This is a genomic window from Citrobacter europaeus (genome assembly GCF_037482245.1).
GTDB lineage: Bacteria > Pseudomonadota > Gammaproteobacteria > Enterobacterales > Enterobacteriaceae > Citrobacter > Citrobacter europaeus.
In genome coordinates this window covers 2,531,796-2,547,058 of sequence record NZ_CP148084.1, presented here as the reverse complement: position 1 = coordinate 2,547,058, position 15,263 = coordinate 2,531,796, and the positions used below count along the sequence as shown (strand labels likewise).

Sequence of the window (15,263 nt, the reverse complement as noted above, 5' to 3'; positions counted from 1 at the left end):
TTATAAGAAATAGATAAAGTTTACGTAGAAAATCCAGGTGACTGTCTGTTTTACACTCAAAGCAGACAGTCATGTTCACTGTTTGCCCACAGGATGAGTCAGGGCGTTCTTTTCCCGGGAATCAAAAACCGCCTCCACGATCAAATGCGACTATAGCTTTGACCTTGTCGTTTATCATCACCGTTATCAACCCATTGAAAATGTAGCCAGGTCGGGCTAATTCGTAGCAGCGGACATCGCATCAGAGAGACTATAGATATCAAACGAGTTTTTATTCGAAGGATCTGACTGAAGCTTTACCGCAGCAGTCGCAAGTAAACACACGGATTGCTCAGCGCATTGATGAGCAGGAAAAAATAGCGGAAGCGATTTTTCGCTGAAGTTAGTTTCATTAAAGGATTCTGTGAAGATTGCTGGCAGACAGTTGGTGGCCAGGACCGCATGTATGAGTTCGACGAACAGAAACTCACGCCATGTTTCCGGCACCCGGATTGGGGAAGGGTAAGCACGCGAGTGAGCACCATATGCTGAGGGCCATGAACTGAGAGACCATTATATTGCATTTAACATAATATACATTATGCGCACTAAGATGGAATGGGGAAGAATCTAAGGTTTTATGGTAGTCCTTGTGCTGCTCAATAATGATGTCGAACCGTTGTTTAAAGCGCCGCGACCTAACTTGAAATGTTTCATTTAAAAACGGAAAGCAGCATGTCGGCGATTCTAAAGCAGATGCATGTAATCGTTATATACTGCTCCATGAGGCATCGCTCACTTTCAGAAAAACGGTAATAAAATTGACCACTATCCAGACAATGCGTAATAAAAATGCTCAACCCATCCAACGCCTGGCACTCTTACTGCTCTTTGCCTGTACGCTAACGGGATGCGTATTGACCCGCGTTTCCGACAGCGCACATGCCAAAGAAGTCGACAGCCTGAATGTTGTTGGTCTGAGTCTGGATGCCGCGAGACAAAGAGCGACTGAAAAAGGTTTTGTATGCAGCGAATATAGCAATCTCAATACGGTTGTCACCGATTATGGTCAACATCGATGGCTGCAAACTGAATGCAGCAAGAAAAGTTCTGAGCAATTCTCAGGTTAATCAGTGGTGCGATTGCCCTTTATTTATTCATCACGATAGCATCTGAGAGTAAAAAAATAGAGTTTAGATGGTTAAACGCCCTGCTACTTTGCATTTATGTTTTCTCATTCTCCGTTGCCTATGTTTCGCTCAATACCGGCACCGGCGCCCTGCTGCTCTTTGGTACCGTTCAGCTCGTCATGACGGTATGGGGATTAGCTCAGAAAGAAAAACTCGCAAAATTAAAAATAACAGGGATTCTGGGAGCATTGGTTGGAATAGCGATATTGCTACTTCCTGGTGCTGAGCGGCCTTCCTTGTATGCCTCAGTCATGATGATTATTTCCGGTGTTGCCTGGGCTATGTACAGTATCGCAGGGAAAAAAATCACGCATGCCGTAGCCTCAACGAGTGGTAATTTCATCCTGACGGTCCCGGTTGCACTGATTATTCCCCTCATCTTTCATACCCATCTTCACATTGATATAAACGGAATAATGCTGGGAGTATTATCAGGCGCACTAACATCGGGAGGCGCTTACCTGCTATGGTACTCGCTTCTTCCGTTGCTCAAAGCAACGACGGCCAGTACCATCCAGCTCAGCGTTCCTTGTCTCGCCACGCTCGGCGGGATCGTGTTTTTGGGTGAAACGCTCACCGCCAGGATCCTTCTTGCAAGCATTATTATTTTAGCTGGAATAGGCTTAGTTATTTTTTCTGATATGAGAAAGGGTTCAAAATAGTCTGACTAATTATGGGCAAAGACGATACAGGACGTGTTGTGCTAGCCGATGATCAGTCGGCAACGCGGGATGCAGGAACTCTTCAGTCTTATTCATGCCCAACCGTATCATCAGGCGCTCTGACGGTTTATTCAGTACGGAAGTAAATGAAACCACCTCACTTAACCCCAGCTCCTCGAAAGCAAACGTCAGGCATGCCTCGGCGGCTTCCAATGCCAGCCCCTGGTGCCAGTAGTCTTTAGCCAGACGCCAGCCTATTTCGGTACAGGGTGAAAAGTGAAATTTATCAGGCTGTGGATGTAAACCTACACACCCCACAAACTGGTGTGTTTCTTTAAGTTCAACGACCCAGAATCCCCAACCGCGCTCTGTAATGCCTTCCTCGAACCTTGCAGCCAGGTTGTCGCTTTCCGTTCGTTGCAGCGGAGTCGGAAAGAAACGCATCACGTCCGGATCGGCATTTAGCGCAGCAAACGGGGCTCTGTCTTTGGCTTCCCACTGGCGTAAAACCAGTCTCGAAGTTTCCAGCATATTTCTGCCCTTATCTTTCATTTTCATATAATCTTCTAAAAGAAATGGCTCATCGGCAAGGATTTATGCACCCTTTCCGCCTGGTAGAGCATCCCGTAGATCTGCTTTATGCCAATGCGTCATTACAGTGGGTACCCAATCACTATGAACTGTTGCCAAATCTGGTATCGCTTCTTGGTCGCAACGGCGTTTTGGCCGTGCAAATGCCGGATAACTGGCTGGAACCCACGCATGTTCTGATGCGCGAAGTAGCTTATGAACAGGGTTATCCCGACCGGGGCCGGACGCCACTTCCAGGCGTACACGCCTACTATGATATCTTGAGCGAGGCAGGTTGTGAGGTAGATATCTGGCGCACAACGTATTATCACATTATGGATTCTCATCAGGCGATTATCGACTGGGTAAGTTCTACAGGCCTGCGCCCCTGGTTGCAGGATTTGAGCGAAAGAGAGCAACGCCAGTACCTGGCGCGCTACCACGAACTCCTGCAGGAGCAATATCCATTACAGGAGAATGGCAAAATTTTACTGGCGTTTCCGCGAATGTTTATGGTTGCCAGACGCAATAGTTAAGCGTTAATCATCAGACAGATCACAGGAATGAACTATCGTCTATGCGCGCCCTCGCCTTTTTATTATAAGGTTCTAGTGGCAATGGCATGCATCTGCTAGTGTCTTGCCACGTATTTCTGACGGGAGTTGTTATGTCTAAAGTCTACATTGGTGGGTGTCTGTGTGGCTCGATCCGCTTCACTGCCAGCAGTCCTAATAATTCCCATACCTGTTCCTGCGATATATGCCGGAAACATACTGGCGTGCCGACCGTCGTCTGGATTGAGTTTGCTGCAGAAAATGTAGAATGGACGGGAAAAGCCGGAAAACCGACAACCTGGCGCTCATCTGAAACGACCAGTCGGGCCTTTTGCCCTCAGTGCGGGAGTTCCGTGGGCGCCATTGATGACGCCCCGGTAATTGCACTTTTAGCCGGAGCTTTTGACGATCCTAACGATGAAGATCTGGCCCCAGAGTTTCATTCGTTTTCCGATATGCAACCCGCCTGGTGGCAAAACGAACGTCGCTAAGTGAGTTGATAATGTTTATCCGGCATGTGTTTTGCTGGCACATTTGTTTCATCGTTCATTTGCAGTAAATCGATTTCGATAGCATTGCAAATCGCATCCAGCGGCAGGTCGTTGTTCTCTGTGCCAAACGGATCTTCCAGTTCTTCTGCAAGCGTGTCGAGCGAAATAAAAGTGTAGGAAATAAGCACTGAAATGAAAGGTGTCATGTAGTGCAGATCTACCACTAAGGCGAATGGCAACATGATACAAAACAGGTACACTGTGCGATGAAGGATCAAAGTATACGCAAACGGGACCGGAGTATTCGCAATCCGCTCACAACCTGCCAGCACCGCAGACATATCATTTAACCTATTGTTTAAACTATGGAATAATATATCTGATAGTTGTCCATTACGCCTGCGCACGGCCAACCACTCCCCCATCAGCAACAATATGCGGTTTGCCGGTGATTGTGAGGCAAATACCGTCTGCAGATCTTTCTCGCTGAGGTACTTCGCCAACGGCGCTGCCTGCGGTTTTCGGCGTAAAGTCATGCGTAAACAGTGGGCAAACGCGATTTGCAGACGAACAAACTGCCCCAGTTCGACGTCATCCGGTAAGGTGGTCTTTACCTCTCGTAAAAGCGATCGGGAAGCAATCATCAACTGCCCCCAAAGGTGGCGGGCCTCAACGTAACGTGAATAGCAGGCGTTATTGCGAAAGCCTAAAAAGATAGCAATAGCCACGCCGAGAATGCTGAACGGCGCCAGAGTAAATTTAATACCCAGCATCGTATACCACGGAAGCATGATAATAACGGCGATGGAGAGCAGGAAGTTCAGCAACAGACGTGAAAAGATTTTTGATAATACGGAACCATGCCAGACGAAAATCAGGCGTAGCCAGTGTTGTTGGGGGCGAACGATCATGGTTATCTTCGGAAAAATGTGAAACCCGTCACATTAGACGCGATAGTGATCAATGTTGCAAGTTAATCGCAACATTAACTAAACATCTTTTTCCTGCCAGACAATTCCCGCACCTGAGTTACAGAATGGCTTAGTATTTAACATACAATAGTATGTTGTAACTAATAATTGTTTTGCAAAAAACCCGGCCTGAGCCGGGCTGTTTTCTTAGCACAGTGGTTTAACGGCTTCACGCATGCCTTTTGCCAGAATGGTATCCAGATCGGCAGAAACCTGCTCCACCAGCCCAGAAACCTGAGTCAGGTCCTGCTCCCAGTGCTCTTTAACGCCCAGTACAGATTTAACCAGATCTTCGGTGTTTATCTGGCGGTCATGATGCTGGGACCAAAGCTGTTGAAAGCGCTCCACCCAGTGCGCATCATCCTGAACCGGATATGACTCACCGTTACGCTCTCCACGATAAAAGGCAATCAGCGCGGCAAGCGCAAACGTCAGGCGCGCCGGCAGTTTGCCGCTGGCCTGTTGCCCTGCCAGCAACTGCGGCAATATACGGGTACGGAATTTAGTCATGCCGTTCAGGGCAATCGACAGCAGCTGATGCTTAATGTACGGATTGCAGAATCGACCGGTCACCGCGCTGGCGAAAGATGCCAGCTCATCGCGAGGTAAATCCAGTACCGGAATGATCTCTTCATAAATAGCTTTTTCAACGAAGGCGCAAATCTCTGCGTCATTCATCGCCTCACCCACAGTATCGAGCCCTGCCTGCCAGGCAACAGGAACCAGTGCGGTGTGCGCGCCGTTGAGAATGGCCACTTTCCGTTCTTTGTACGGTTTGATGTCATCAACAATCAGGACATTGAGCGGATATTTATCCAGACGCAGCTCGGCGGCTAATGACTTTGGCCCCTGAATGACAAACAGATAGAAGTGTTCAGCCGTATCCAGGAATGCATCATGATAGCCAAGCTCAGCTTCAAGTTGCGCTACTTCGTCACGCGGATAACCGGTAACAATGCGGTCCACCAGCGTGGAACAAAATGCGTTGGCTTGATCCAGCCACTGAATAAATGCTTCCGGTAGCGCCCACTCCTGAGCGTAGCGCAGGACCAGTTCACGCAGCGCATCACCATTGTAATCAATCAGTTCGCAAGGGATGATAATCCAGCCTTTATCCGACGCACCATTAAAATGGCTGAACCGCTCGAACAGCAGCCGGGTCAGTTTAGCGGGATAACTCACCGCCGGTGCATCCTCAAACTTATCGCCCGCGTGGTAACTGATGCCTGCTTCAGTGGTGTTAGAAAAAACAAAACGCATATCTGGATTATGCGCCAGCTTCAGGAACTCATCGTATTCGCTATAGACGCTGATTTCGCGGTTAACTGAACGAATTAAACGAGCATCACTTACGGCATCGCCCTTCTCATTCAAGCCACGAATAATGGTGGTGTAGAGACCATCCTGTGTACTCAGCGATGGTGGGAAGGTACTTTCGATAGGACGAACAATGACCACACCTGCGTTCAGATCGGTATGCTCATTCAGCAGATCAACCTGCCAGTCAACGAAGGCGCGCAGGAAGTTTCCTTCACCAAACTGAATGATGCGTTCAGGATACTGAGCACCGGGGAAATCGCGACGATTTAGTGTTTGCACAATGGGTTCCCTTTATGATTAGTCATACAACCTGATTGAATTGGTCCAATAGGTTAGCAAACTTTAATACATTGAAACCCTGTTTTGATCAATCCCCGATAATAAATTAGAGCGTTTTATAGAAAAGTGTGGTCCCGGTCAGCGTCCCGTCGGGCATTTTGGCATAGTCGGGTATCACCCCAACTTTTTGCCATCCGCAATTGTGGTAGAACAACTCAGCGGAACTGCCCGTGGCCGTATCAAGCACCAGCAGCGTCTTGCCTTGTTGATGCGCGCAACGTTCGAGTCCGTTCATCAATTCCCGAGCCACACCGCCCCGTCGCGCAGAGGTGTGAACCAGTAGTTTGGCGACATCTGCACGATGGGGTTGGTTTTCGGGTTGATCGATAATGAGCTGGACGGTACCAACTAGAACACCCTGTGCGTCCTGTGCCCCCAGAACAATCCTTTCTCCACGGTCGACACTTTGCGCGACGCTCATCCAGAAAGGTCGTGACTTTTCACTCGTAAAAGGCAGCATAAAGCTGACAGAGGCGCCGTCATTGACGCATGTTTCAAGGATGTCGCTGAGCTCGTCGATTCTCGACAGAATCTGTGCCGAACTCATCACAAAGCAGGGTTTGCAGGTAGCCATTTTTTCTCCTTAGATTGACCCCTTATACTGCTTTTAACAAAAGCACAACACAAGGAGACATATCATAGGATTATGTTATCTATGGCTTATTCATTTGAAGCACTAACCAGTGATAAATAACCGTGACAACGTAACGTTGCTGCTCATCGTTAAGCGCGACACCCTGAGGAATATCATGCCATTTCGCCAGACAGCCCCGACAACAGGTGGCCGTAGCATGTTGAGCGATAAAGACCGGATGCCCACGCATGGGCGTCTGCTTACCATCATTGACCGGTAACGCCGGAGCCAGCCGTTTGGCAATAAAATCCGCAGCGTGTTGCTCGATAACTGGCGCACCTTTATCCAGACAATACTGCCTTTCTTTCTGACCAAGACGAAACCGCGAGCGAAACGTTGATTTCGCCAGCCTGGCAAAAAGAGGACCGAGCGTATTCATCAGTAAACCGAGCGCCCCAGTTGTTGTGTTAATTGCTCCAGCACGGCGATACCCGCCAGCGAATTTCCCGCAGGATCCAGTTCCGGACTCCAGACGGCAATCGCCATCTCGTGGGGAACGATAGCCACTATACCGCCGCCAACGCCAGATTTCGCCGGTAAACCTACTCGCCAGGCAAATTCCCCTGCGTTCTGATACATGCCACTGGTAGCCATCAACGCGTTGATCTGCCTGGCCTGCATGGGCGTAACCACGGGCTCCGCAAGATGAAAGGCATGTCCCTGATTCGCCAGAAAGACGAACGTACGCGCCAGTTCTACACAGCTCATTTTCAACGCACAATAGTGAAAGTAATTTTGTAAAACGGTGGTCACATCATGATGGAAATTGCCAAATGATTTCATCAGCCAGGCGATAGCCGCGTTACGCGCCGAGTGCTCAAACTCAGAACGCGCCACTGTCGAATCATAGGCGATATCCGATACGCCGCTTAATGCCCTAACCACTTCCAGCATCCGTTGACGCGGTGCGCTCAGTCGCCCTTGCAGCATGTCGCAAACCACCAGCGCCCCGGCATTGATGAAGGGATTACGCGGGATCCCCTGTTCCATTTCCAGCTGTACCAGGGAATTAAAAGGATGACCGGATGGATCTTTGCCGACACGTTGCCAGATCTCATCCTCCTGATAATGACGCATCGCCACGACCAGACTGAGCACCTTTGAAATTGACTGAATAGAAAAGCGCTCTTGCGCATCCCCCGCCTGATAGTGCTGTCCATCGACGGTGCAAATGGCAATACCCAGTTTTGAACCGTCCACGGAAGCTAATGCAGGAATGTAATCAGCGACTTTACCTTGACCAATCAGCGGACGAACCTGCTGCACAATGGTCTCTAAAATTGAATTGTCCATGGCCCTGGCCACAACATGCTCCTTGCTCGCAGGTATGAAAGGCCTGCGAGTATAACAGAGCTGAATACGCAGCGTCAGGCCGGAAGGCGGAATCTGGCCACTGCCTGCATAAGCTGGTGAGATTCATGATGTAGCTGCAAGGAAGAATTGGATGCGGCATTCACCAGATCGCTGGTTTGCCGGGCCTCTCCGTTCAGAACATGAAGCTTACGAGTCAACTGGTGAATACTGTCCCCCTGATTTAACGTTGCCGCCGAAATATCGTTCAGCAATGCGCCGAGGTTTTCCACCAGCGAAATAACCTGCTGTAGATTCTCATCCAGCCCGTTTACGGCATGAAAGCCCTCTTCAATGCCCTGTAAAGAGTGTTGAATGAGCGCCTGAATATTCTGCGTCGACTGACCGCTTTTTCGCGCCAGAAGTCCAACTTCTTTGGCGACCACTGCAAACCCGCGCCCTTGTTCCCCAGCATGTGCAGCCTCGATTGCCGCGTTCAGTGCGAGGATGTTTGTCTGAAACGCGATGTTGTCGATTAGCGTTATAATTCCGCGCATTTCAGACGAGCGCGTCACAATCGCCTGCATTGACGCATTTACCGTCGCCATCATTCGGTCTCCGCCCGCCGCAATATCACGGGCCTGCACAGCACGCTGATTCGCCAGTTGAGCAAAGCCACTGTTATCCTCAACATGCGTTTCAAGAAAACCAATATGCGAAGTCACGGTACTCAACTCTTCACTTTGCTTCGCCGATTGCTGATACAACTGCTTATTATTTTGCGCAAGTTCGCTGATGTTCCCCACCATTGCGGTTGTGGCGTCATTCACCTGCTGTACCAGCGCGCAGAGTCCCTGCTGCATTGCAGCAATTCGCAAACTTAATTGCATCACTTCCCGATTGAACTGACTCACCTGCGGAGCTGGTCGGGAAAGATCGCCTGCCGCTAAAATATCGATATGATCGATCAGCCGTCGCAGCGGTGTTATCACCCAACGAGACATACTGCGCCAGACCAGCACAGCGATAACCACCAGCACCAGAGGAATAAACAAAAACAGATGCTGTAAACGCTCAAGACTGGTCAACAATTGCTGACGCCCAACTTCCGCATGTCGCCCACTTTCCTGCTGAAAGCGGGCGTAGTTGTCGTTAAAATCTGACTGAAACGCCTGTACGGGCACGGCAAAAAAAGCGTCAATCGAACCGGACTGCATCAGCCCGTCCGCCTGTTCCTGAATGCCGCTATAAAAGCGCTGATAGCTCTCCGTGAGTTCTGGATCCGGCTGCGGTTTTAAATGACTCCATGCATCCCATGCGGTTTTTGACTGTGTCAGCGCCCGATGAGCCTCCTCCATTAATGGCCGCCAACTTCCATCAGAGCCGGTGGCGGCATCCTGCATAAAATAAACTCCAGCCCGGTTAAGCAGATCGCTGGCAGACAATAATGCCACCCTCGCTTCATCGATCTTCGCCTGCTGTATTAGCGCGAGCTGATTACGACCTTCATTATGCTGCGCGTCGCTGACTGAGGCCGAGAGCATCAAAGAGGACGCGACCTGCAATACAGAGAACAGTGCAATTATGCAGAAAATACCAGTTAACAAACCAAACTGACGGGGGATCAGACGTTGAAAAATTTGCGTTATGTTCATATTACTCTTCTGTATCAAAGCGTTAGACGCGAATATACGGAGAGTAAATGACAGAAAAATTGCAGAAATAAGACAGGTGCCCCCGATGGAGGCACCCACACCATCAGAGGCGGTTTTTCCAGACGGTCTGCACGTTACAGAACTCATGCAGGCCAAAGTGAGAGAGCTCGCGGCCAAAACCACTTTTCTTCACGCCGCCAAATGCAACACGGGCATCGCTGGCACTGAAGCCATTGATGAATACGCCTCCACATTCCAGGCGTGACGCCATATTCTGCGCCAGCGCTTCATCTGCGGTGAACACCGTGGCGGATAAACCGAAATCACTATCATTTGCCAGTGCTAAGGCATGTTCCGCATTCTTTGCCACGGTAATCGCTGCAACCGGGCCAAACAGCTCCTGACGAAAAGCCGTCATCTCTGGAGTGACATCACCCAGTACCGTCACAGCATAGTAATTGCCGTGGCCTGCAATTTTTTCCCCGCCGAGAAGTAATCGCGCTCCTTCAGCAAGGGAGGCTTCAACCTGCTGATGAAGCTCATCACGCAGATCAAATCGCGCCATCGGACCCAGATCGTTTTCTTCGTTCAGCGGATCGCCCATTTTGAGCGCGCTCGCGGCCGCGACAAAACGAGCCGTAAATTCTGCCGCAATACCTTCTTCAATAATGAAACGCTTCGCTGCCGCACACACCTGCCCAGTGTTCTGGTAACGCCCGGCAACTGCCGCCTTAACGGCCAGGTCAAGATCAGCATCATTAAGGACAATAAACGGATCGGAACCACCCAGCTCAAGCACACATTTCTTCAACGCCGCCCCTGCCTGAGCGCCAATCGCCGCACCGGCACGAACACTGCCCGTCACCGTTACCGCCGCAATACGCGGGTCATTGATCATCTGACTTACCCCAGCGTTGTCGGCATTCACCCAACCGTAAACCCCGGCAGGAACATTCGCATCAGCAAATACCTGGGCGATAACCGCAGCACAGCCGGTTACATTCGGTGCATGCTTTAACAGGTAGCCATTTCCGGCCAACAGAATTGGAATGGCGCCACGCAGTACCTGCCAGAGTGGGAAGTTCCACGGCATGATCGCCAGAATGGTTCCTACGGGGCGATACTGAATCACAGCCTGATTGTTTTCCACCAGCGTAGGTTCCGGATTGAGCATCGCCGGGCCATGTTCGGCGTACCAGTCGCACAATGCGGCCGATTTGGCAACTTCACCCCGTGCCTGCTTGATGGGTTTGCCCATTTCACGGGAAATACATTGCGCCATCTCTTCCGCACGATGACGCAGAGCCTGCCCAATATCACGCAGCGTTTGCGCACGGTGTTCAACGGAAGTATGTTTCCATTCGCTGTAGCCTTTCGCAGCAAGGCTCAGCGCATGTGCAATCTCTTCAGCGCTCGCCCATGGCATCGCTGCCAGCCTTTCTCCATTAGCAGGATTAACGGAAATCGCATGTGTTGCTGCTGTGATAGTCATAGTTGCCTCTCTTCATCGCAGGGTATGGTTATATCATGCGCATATTTACTCTTTCTGAAAAATGAATAATATTAACCACACCATTCACGAATAGAGAACACCATGGATCTGACGCAACTGGAAATGTTCAATGCCGTCGCAGAGACCGGCAGTATTACGCAGGCCGCTGCGAAGGTGCATCGCGTGCCATCTAATCTCACCACCCGCATTCGCCAGCTTGAAGCCGACCTTGGCGTCGATCTGTTTATTCGTGAAAACCAGCGTCTGCGACTTTCCCCATCCGGGCACAACTTTTTGCGCTACAGCCAGCGGATCCTCGCACTGGTTGAGGAAGCGAGAATGGTCGTCGCCGGGGATGAACCTCAGGGGTTGTTCTCTCTTGGCTCGCTGGAAAGTACTGCCGCTGTGCGAATCCCCGCCACGCTGGCGGAATATAACCAGCGTTACCCCAAAATTCAGTTTGCGCTGGCGACAGGCCCTTCGGGCACGATGCTGGATGGTGTGCTCGAGGGGACGCTGAACGCCGCCTTTGTTGACGGTCCGATTACCCATCCTGGCCTTGAAGGAATGCCGGTCTACCGTGAAGAGATGATGATTGTCACGCCGCACGGTCACCCTCCCATCCAGCGGGCCAGTGATGTTAACGGTTGTAGTATTTACGCCTTTCGCGCCAACTGTTCCTATCGCCGCCACTTTGAAAGCTGGTTTCATGCCGATCGCGCAATGCCCGGCACCATTCATGAAATGGAGTCGTATCACGGAATGCTGGCCTGCGTTATTGCCGGCGCGGGTATCGCGCTGATCCCGCGTTCGATGCTGGAGAGCATGCCTGGGCATCATCAGGTCAACGCCTGGGCGCTAAGCGAAAACTGGCGCTGGCTGAATACGTGGCTGGTCTGGCGCAGAGGCGCAATGACGAGGCAACTGGAAGCGTTTATTGAGGTCTTGAACCCCCAGTTGTCGCAGAATAGGGATTAACTGGCAATCGTCAGTTGGCAGGGTAACTGTTCTAGTTGCTCGCGCACGCCCTCATTGAGCCGGGCATCGGTCACAATATCCGTCAGCGCATTCAAATGGGTAACATTAAACAATGACCACGCGCCATATTTTGAACTGTCTGCCAGCAGTACCCGGCGACTGGCGTTGGCAATCAGGTCACGTTTTACCCCGGCCTTCTCTTCCGTCGGCGCGGTGATCCCACGCGCCAGATCCCAACCGTTACAGCTTAAAAACGCGATATCCGGCCAGACGCTCTGCAACAGTTTACGCCCATGCTCGCCGATGCATGACTGGCTGGAGTCATCAATCCGCCCGCCAATGATCGTCACTTCAATTTGTTTAAACTCGGAGAAAAAAAGTGCGATGTGCAGATCGCTGGTGATGACCCGCAGCGGCAGATGGGTGAGCTGACGAGCCAGTTCAATCATTGTCGTACCTGCATCCAGAACAATAGAATCCCCTGCCTTCACCAGGCTTGCTGCCGCGCTGGCGATCGCTTGTTTTTCTTGCAGGCTGCGTTGCATTTTCTCATGCGTAGTAGGCTGCGATGGGATAAATCGGTTAAGCGTCACACCACCATGGGTACGGCTGATCACGCCTTCCTGATCGAGTTTAATCAGATCGCGACGAATAGTCGCCGGAGAGGCGCCCGTCACGGCAACCAACTGTTCTACCGTCGCCAGATTATGCCCTTTCAGATAATCCATAATCTGTTCTAACCGATTATATCCCTTCATTTTAATCCCGCGTGATTTGCATTGCTAACTGGATGGACACCGCCATGCTCTCAGACTTGGCTTTACCTGTCCAGGCAATATCAAACGCCGTACCGTGGTCTGCAGAGGTGCGAATAAACGGTAACCCGGCGGTGATATTCACCCCATCATAGAATCCAAGCAATTTTAGCGGAATATGCCCCTGATCGTGATACATCGCTACCACCATGTCGTACATTCCTTCGTGGCACTGCATAAATACCGTATCCGGTGGGCACGGCCCGGTGACATTTAGCCCCAGCGCCTGCATAGTCTGGATTGCGGGTCCAACTATTTTGATTTCTTCATCGCCAAAAAGACCATTTTCTCCAGCATGTGGATTCACCCCTGCCACCGCAATACGCGGATTTTCATACCCAACGCGACGCAGGAAATCATGTGCTACCTGAATAACAGTTTTCACCCGCTGTTCGCTGAGCGTATCCAGGAATTTTCGTAACGCAATATGGGTGGTGACATGGATGACTTTGAGCTGGTCGGTATACAGCACCATTGCATAATCTTTACTGTTGGTCAGTTGCGCCAGCAGTTCGGTATGCCCAGGATAATGATGACCCGCCAGATGTAATGCTTCTTTATTCAGAGGCGCAGTGGCTATCGCTTTAACTTCGCCATTCAGCGCCAACATCGTGGCACGCTTGATACAGCGATATGCCAGATCCCCGGCCTGTGCTTGCACTACACCGGGCTGGAGAGAATCTGGATCGGCAAGCGGTTCATCAATGACATTGATTACACCTGCGGCGAATTGCGCCTGGGCTACACTTTCAATCACCCGAAGTTCCGCTGGCGGTGTTATATTCAATGAATGGATCCGTCGCAGCGTCTGCACGCATCCAACAACAATGACCGGCGCGCCAGAAAGCTCTCCTTCCGCCAGTGATTTAAGAATGATCTCCGGTCCAATACCCGCCGGATCGCCCATGGTTACCGCAATAGTGTTATTCACTCATTTTCTCCTCAACATAATTCAAAACCTGACGCAAGGTCGTTTCGTCACCAAACCCCCCTGCCTTTGTCATAACCGGGCGCTGCCAGTATCCACCAACAAAATGACCATACGGCACGCACTGGGCCACACGGTCGCTGATACGAAATCCTGTTGCTCCGAGCGCTTCAGCAACCGCCATAGCAACATCGCCGCCAGAGAGATACAGCGCTGCGGGTGAGATATCATCAGCAACCTGTCGGGTAAGTTGCCCAAGGAACTGGCAGATTTTTTCGCCCAACTGAGCGCGACTTACCTGCCAGCGGGCGCAAAGATGCGGAATATGGTGCCGCGCATCAGTATCAGGACAAGTGTGAACAATGCAGTGTTTACCGGATGCCAGAACGCCAATGATGCGGGCGACGTACCCCGTCACAGCCCCCTTCAACATATCTTCGATATCAATGAATACCGTCTCTACCTGCGGGTTTCTGCGCACAACAGCAATCTGGCGTTGAGCAATTTCACTCATTGAGCCCACAATCGCCAGTAAACGCCGGGAAGATGCCGTCTGGATATGGCGAGCCAGTGCGTCACAGATTCCTGCTGACCCCACCAAAAGCGGCGTATCATTTCGCTCCATTGCTTCAACAACAATGGCATCGAGATCGGCATTACTCTGCGCATCAACCACCCAAATTTGCGGCATATCAGCGGCAGGTTCTGTCAGGCGTTGCAAATAGTCACTCAGTGACATAGCCCGGCATGTGATGGTGGTTTGTGCCTGAAGTACCGCACAAATATCAGCGCTAGCTACCGGGGTTTTCGGGTCACTGGCAAATTCGGTTTGGGTAACCGGGACACCGTTGATAAGGCAAAGACCTTGTTCAGTCGTCCGACCGGCCAGGGGAAACGCTGGCGCAACAATGGCCAGATTTTTACCGGTGACCTGCATTAACGCCTCAACTTCGGCCCCTGGGTTGCCACGTAATGTGGAATCCATTTTCTTTAGCCACAGCGCCCGCGAGTCTGTATGACAGGCAAGCGCTAAAGCTCTCACGCGGGAAGATGCCTGCGGTGCATCCAACGCACGACTATCACTGTTAACGACCAGTACGTCGGTCTCCTCGGTGGAGGGTAACGTGAAGGCGACATTCACCGTCATTCCCGTCAGCGCAAGGCTGACCCCCGCATCGTTCCCCCCGGTAAAGTCATCGGCGATAACCAGGATTTGCGGTCTAGCTACTTGTTTACTCATCCATGCTCCGGGTCGTTATGTGTTGTTAATGATTATATTCAATCACAATTGATTAAGTGTGAGCAAGCTCAAGTTATTCAGTTCCGAGATAAATTATAAATTTAGCCCATGATGTCATCGTTCCTGAATCACAGTGAGCGAATTCAATCACTCAA

Annotated in this window: 15 protein-coding genes and 1 pseudogene; 5 read left to right on the top strand and 11 right to left on the bottom strand. The window is 50.9% G+C overall.

Annotation, left to right across the window (positions count from 1 at the left end; translation table 11 throughout):
• The first annotated feature begins 818 nt into the window (after positions 1 to 818).
• Together WHR59_RS12025 and WHR59_RS12020 are read left to right on the top strand one after the other, a co-directional pair.
• Complete coding sequence (locus WHR59_RS12025) at positions 819 to 1,109, top strand: hypothetical protein (RefSeq protein WP_338844044.1); 291 nt, start codon at positions 819 to 821, stop codon at positions 1,107 to 1,109.
• Positions 1,110 to 1,288: 179 nt separating this feature from the next.
• Complete coding sequence (locus WHR59_RS12020) at positions 1,289 to 1,831, top strand: DMT family transporter (protein WP_338844043.1); 543 nt, start codon at positions 1,289 to 1,291, stop codon at positions 1,829 to 1,831.
• Between the two features lie 9 nt (positions 1,832 to 1,840).
• Here WHR59_RS12020 and WHR59_RS12015 read toward each other — a convergent pair whose 3' ends face one another.
• Positions 1,841 to 2,362 (bottom strand): GNAT family N-acetyltransferase, encoded by a 522-nt coding sequence (locus tag WHR59_RS12015; protein WP_338844042.1) that lies wholly within the window; start codon positions 2,360 to 2,362, stop codon positions 1,841 to 1,843.
• Between the two features lie 98 nt (positions 2,363 to 2,460).
• Between WHR59_RS12015 and WHR59_RS12010 the strand changes: the two are divergent.
• Positions 2,461 to 2,937, top strand: a pseudogene (locus tag WHR59_RS12010) (trans-aconitate 2-methyltransferase); the annotation flags it as partial.
• 131 nt (positions 2,938 to 3,068) lie between these two features.
• Complete coding sequence (locus tag WHR59_RS12005) at positions 3,069 to 3,446, top strand: GFA family protein (RefSeq protein WP_047411299.1); 378 nt, start codon at positions 3,069 to 3,071, stop codon at positions 3,444 to 3,446.
• Here WHR59_RS12005 and WHR59_RS12000 read toward each other — a convergent pair.
• The 7 genes from WHR59_RS12000 to sad all read right to left on the bottom strand — a co-directional run bounded on the left by WHR59_RS12000 (position 3,443) and on the right by sad (position 11,147).
• Positions 3,443 to 4,357, bottom strand: a complete 915-nt coding sequence (locus WHR59_RS12000) for a bestrophin family protein (protein WP_043016339.1) — start codon at positions 4,355 to 4,357, stop codon at positions 3,443 to 3,445. The two genes, WHR59_RS12005 and WHR59_RS12000, sit on opposite strands and share 4 nt — an antisense overlap.
• Before the next feature lie 207 nt (positions 4,358 to 4,564).
• Positions 4,565 to 6,016 carry a tagaturonate reductase gene (locus WHR59_RS11995; RefSeq protein WP_043016340.1) on the bottom strand — a complete coding sequence of 484 codons (1,452 nt, stop codon included), beginning with the start codon at positions 6,014 to 6,016 and terminating at the stop codon, positions 4,565 to 4,567.
• A 106-nt stretch (positions 6,017 to 6,122) separates the two neighbouring features.
• Positions 6,123 to 6,650, bottom strand: coding sequence for a GNAT family N-acetyltransferase (locus tag WHR59_RS11990; RefSeq protein WP_075146161.1), 528 nt, complete (start codon positions 6,648 to 6,650; stop codon positions 6,123 to 6,125).
• 79 nt (positions 6,651 to 6,729) lie between these two features.
• Positions 6,730 to 7,089, bottom strand: coding sequence for a DUF4186 domain-containing protein (locus WHR59_RS11985; protein WP_286523308.1), 360 nt, complete (start codon positions 7,087 to 7,089; stop codon positions 6,730 to 6,732).
• Positions 7,089 to 8,015 carry a glutaminase B gene (glsB, locus tag WHR59_RS11980; RefSeq protein ID WP_043016343.1) on the bottom strand — a complete coding sequence of 309 codons (927 nt, stop codon included), beginning with the start codon at positions 8,013 to 8,015 and terminating at the stop codon, positions 7,089 to 7,091. The genes WHR59_RS11985 and glsB overlap by 1 nt, the downstream gene beginning before the upstream one ends.
• A 62-nt stretch (positions 8,016 to 8,077) precedes the next feature.
• A complete protein-coding gene (locus WHR59_RS11975) occupies positions 8,078 to 9,655 on the bottom strand; it encodes a methyl-accepting chemotaxis protein (RefSeq protein ID WP_043016344.1) in 1,578 nt (525 codons plus the stop codon).
• Between the two features lie 103 nt (positions 9,656 to 9,758).
• The gene (gene sad / locus WHR59_RS11970) at positions 9,759 to 11,147 is read right to left on the bottom strand and encodes a succinate-semialdehyde dehydrogenase (protein WP_338844039.1); all 1,389 of its coding nucleotides are present in this window, start codon (positions 11,145 to 11,147) and stop codon (positions 9,759 to 9,761) included.
• 102 nt (positions 11,148 to 11,249) lie between these two features.
• On the opposite strand from sad, the gene ptrR reads away from it, so the two are divergent.
• Positions 11,250 to 12,125 carry a putrescine utilization regulator PtrR gene (ptrR, locus tag WHR59_RS11965; protein WP_043016346.1) on the top strand — a complete coding sequence of 292 codons (876 nt, stop codon included), beginning with the start codon at positions 11,250 to 11,252 and terminating at the stop codon, positions 12,123 to 12,125.
• Here the strand turns inward: ptrR and WHR59_RS11960 are convergent.
• From WHR59_RS11960 to dtnK, 3 genes are read right to left on the bottom strand one after another with little or no spacing between them, the layout of a single operon-like run.
• Positions 12,122 to 12,883, bottom strand: coding sequence for a DeoR/GlpR family DNA-binding transcription regulator (locus WHR59_RS11960; protein WP_043016347.1), 762 nt, complete (start codon positions 12,881 to 12,883; stop codon positions 12,122 to 12,124). The two genes, ptrR and WHR59_RS11960, sit on opposite strands and share 4 nt — an antisense overlap.
• Before the next feature lies 1 nt (position 12,884).
• Positions 12,885 to 13,871: a D-threonate 4-phosphate dehydrogenase gene (locus WHR59_RS11955; protein ID WP_338844038.1), complete on the bottom strand. Its 987-nt coding sequence runs from the start codon at positions 13,869 to 13,871 to the stop codon at positions 12,885 to 12,887.
• Complete coding sequence (gene dtnK, locus WHR59_RS11950) at positions 13,864 to 15,108, bottom strand: D-threonate kinase (RefSeq protein WP_100194391.1); 1,245 nt, start codon at positions 15,106 to 15,108, stop codon at positions 13,864 to 13,866. The genes WHR59_RS11955 and dtnK overlap by 8 nt, the downstream gene beginning before the upstream one ends.
• Between the last annotated feature and the right edge of the window lie 155 nt (positions 15,109 to 15,263).

Bases quoted from the DNA above. Each gene is read 5' to 3' on its own strand.
- WHR59_RS12025 (WP_338844044.1), top strand. From the start codon at position 819: ATGCGTAATAAAAATGCTCAACCCATCCAACGCCTGGCACTCTTACTG.
- WHR59_RS12020 (WP_338844043.1), top strand. From the start codon at position 1,289: ATGACGGTATGGGGATTAGCTCAGAAAGAAAAACTCGCAAAATTAAAA.
- WHR59_RS12015 (WP_338844042.1), bottom strand. From the start codon at position 2,362: ATGCTGGAAACTTCGAGACTGGTTTTACGCCAGTGGGAAGCCAAAGAC.
- WHR59_RS12005 (WP_047411299.1), top strand. From the start codon at position 3,069: ATGTCTAAAGTCTACATTGGTGGGTGTCTGTGTGGCTCGATCCGCTTC.
- WHR59_RS12000 (WP_043016339.1), bottom strand. From the start codon at position 4,357: ATGATCGTTCGCCCCCAACAACACTGGCTACGCCTGATTTTCGTCTGG.
- WHR59_RS11990 (WP_075146161.1), bottom strand. From the start codon at position 6,650: ATGGCTACCTGCAAACCCTGCTTTGTGATGAGTTCGGCACAGATTCTG.
- WHR59_RS11985 (WP_286523308.1), bottom strand. From the start codon at position 7,089: ATGAATACGCTCGGTCCTCTTTTTGCCAGGCTGGCGAAATCAACGTTT.
- WHR59_RS11975 (WP_043016344.1), bottom strand. From the start codon at position 9,655: ATGAACATAACGCAAATTTTTCAACGTCTGATCCCCCGTCAGTTTGGT.
- sad (WP_338844039.1), bottom strand. From the start codon at position 11,147: ATGACTATCACAGCAGCAACACATGCGATTTCCGTTAATCCTGCTAAT.
- ptrR (WP_043016346.1), top strand. From the start codon at position 11,250: ATGGATCTGACGCAACTGGAAATGTTCAATGCCGTCGCAGAGACCGGC.
- WHR59_RS11960 (WP_043016347.1), bottom strand. From the start codon at position 12,883: ATGAAGGGATATAATCGGTTAGAACAGATTATGGATTATCTGAAAGGG.
- dtnK (WP_100194391.1), bottom strand. From the start codon at position 15,108: ATGAGTAAACAAGTAGCTAGACCGCAAATCCTGGTTATCGCCGATGAC.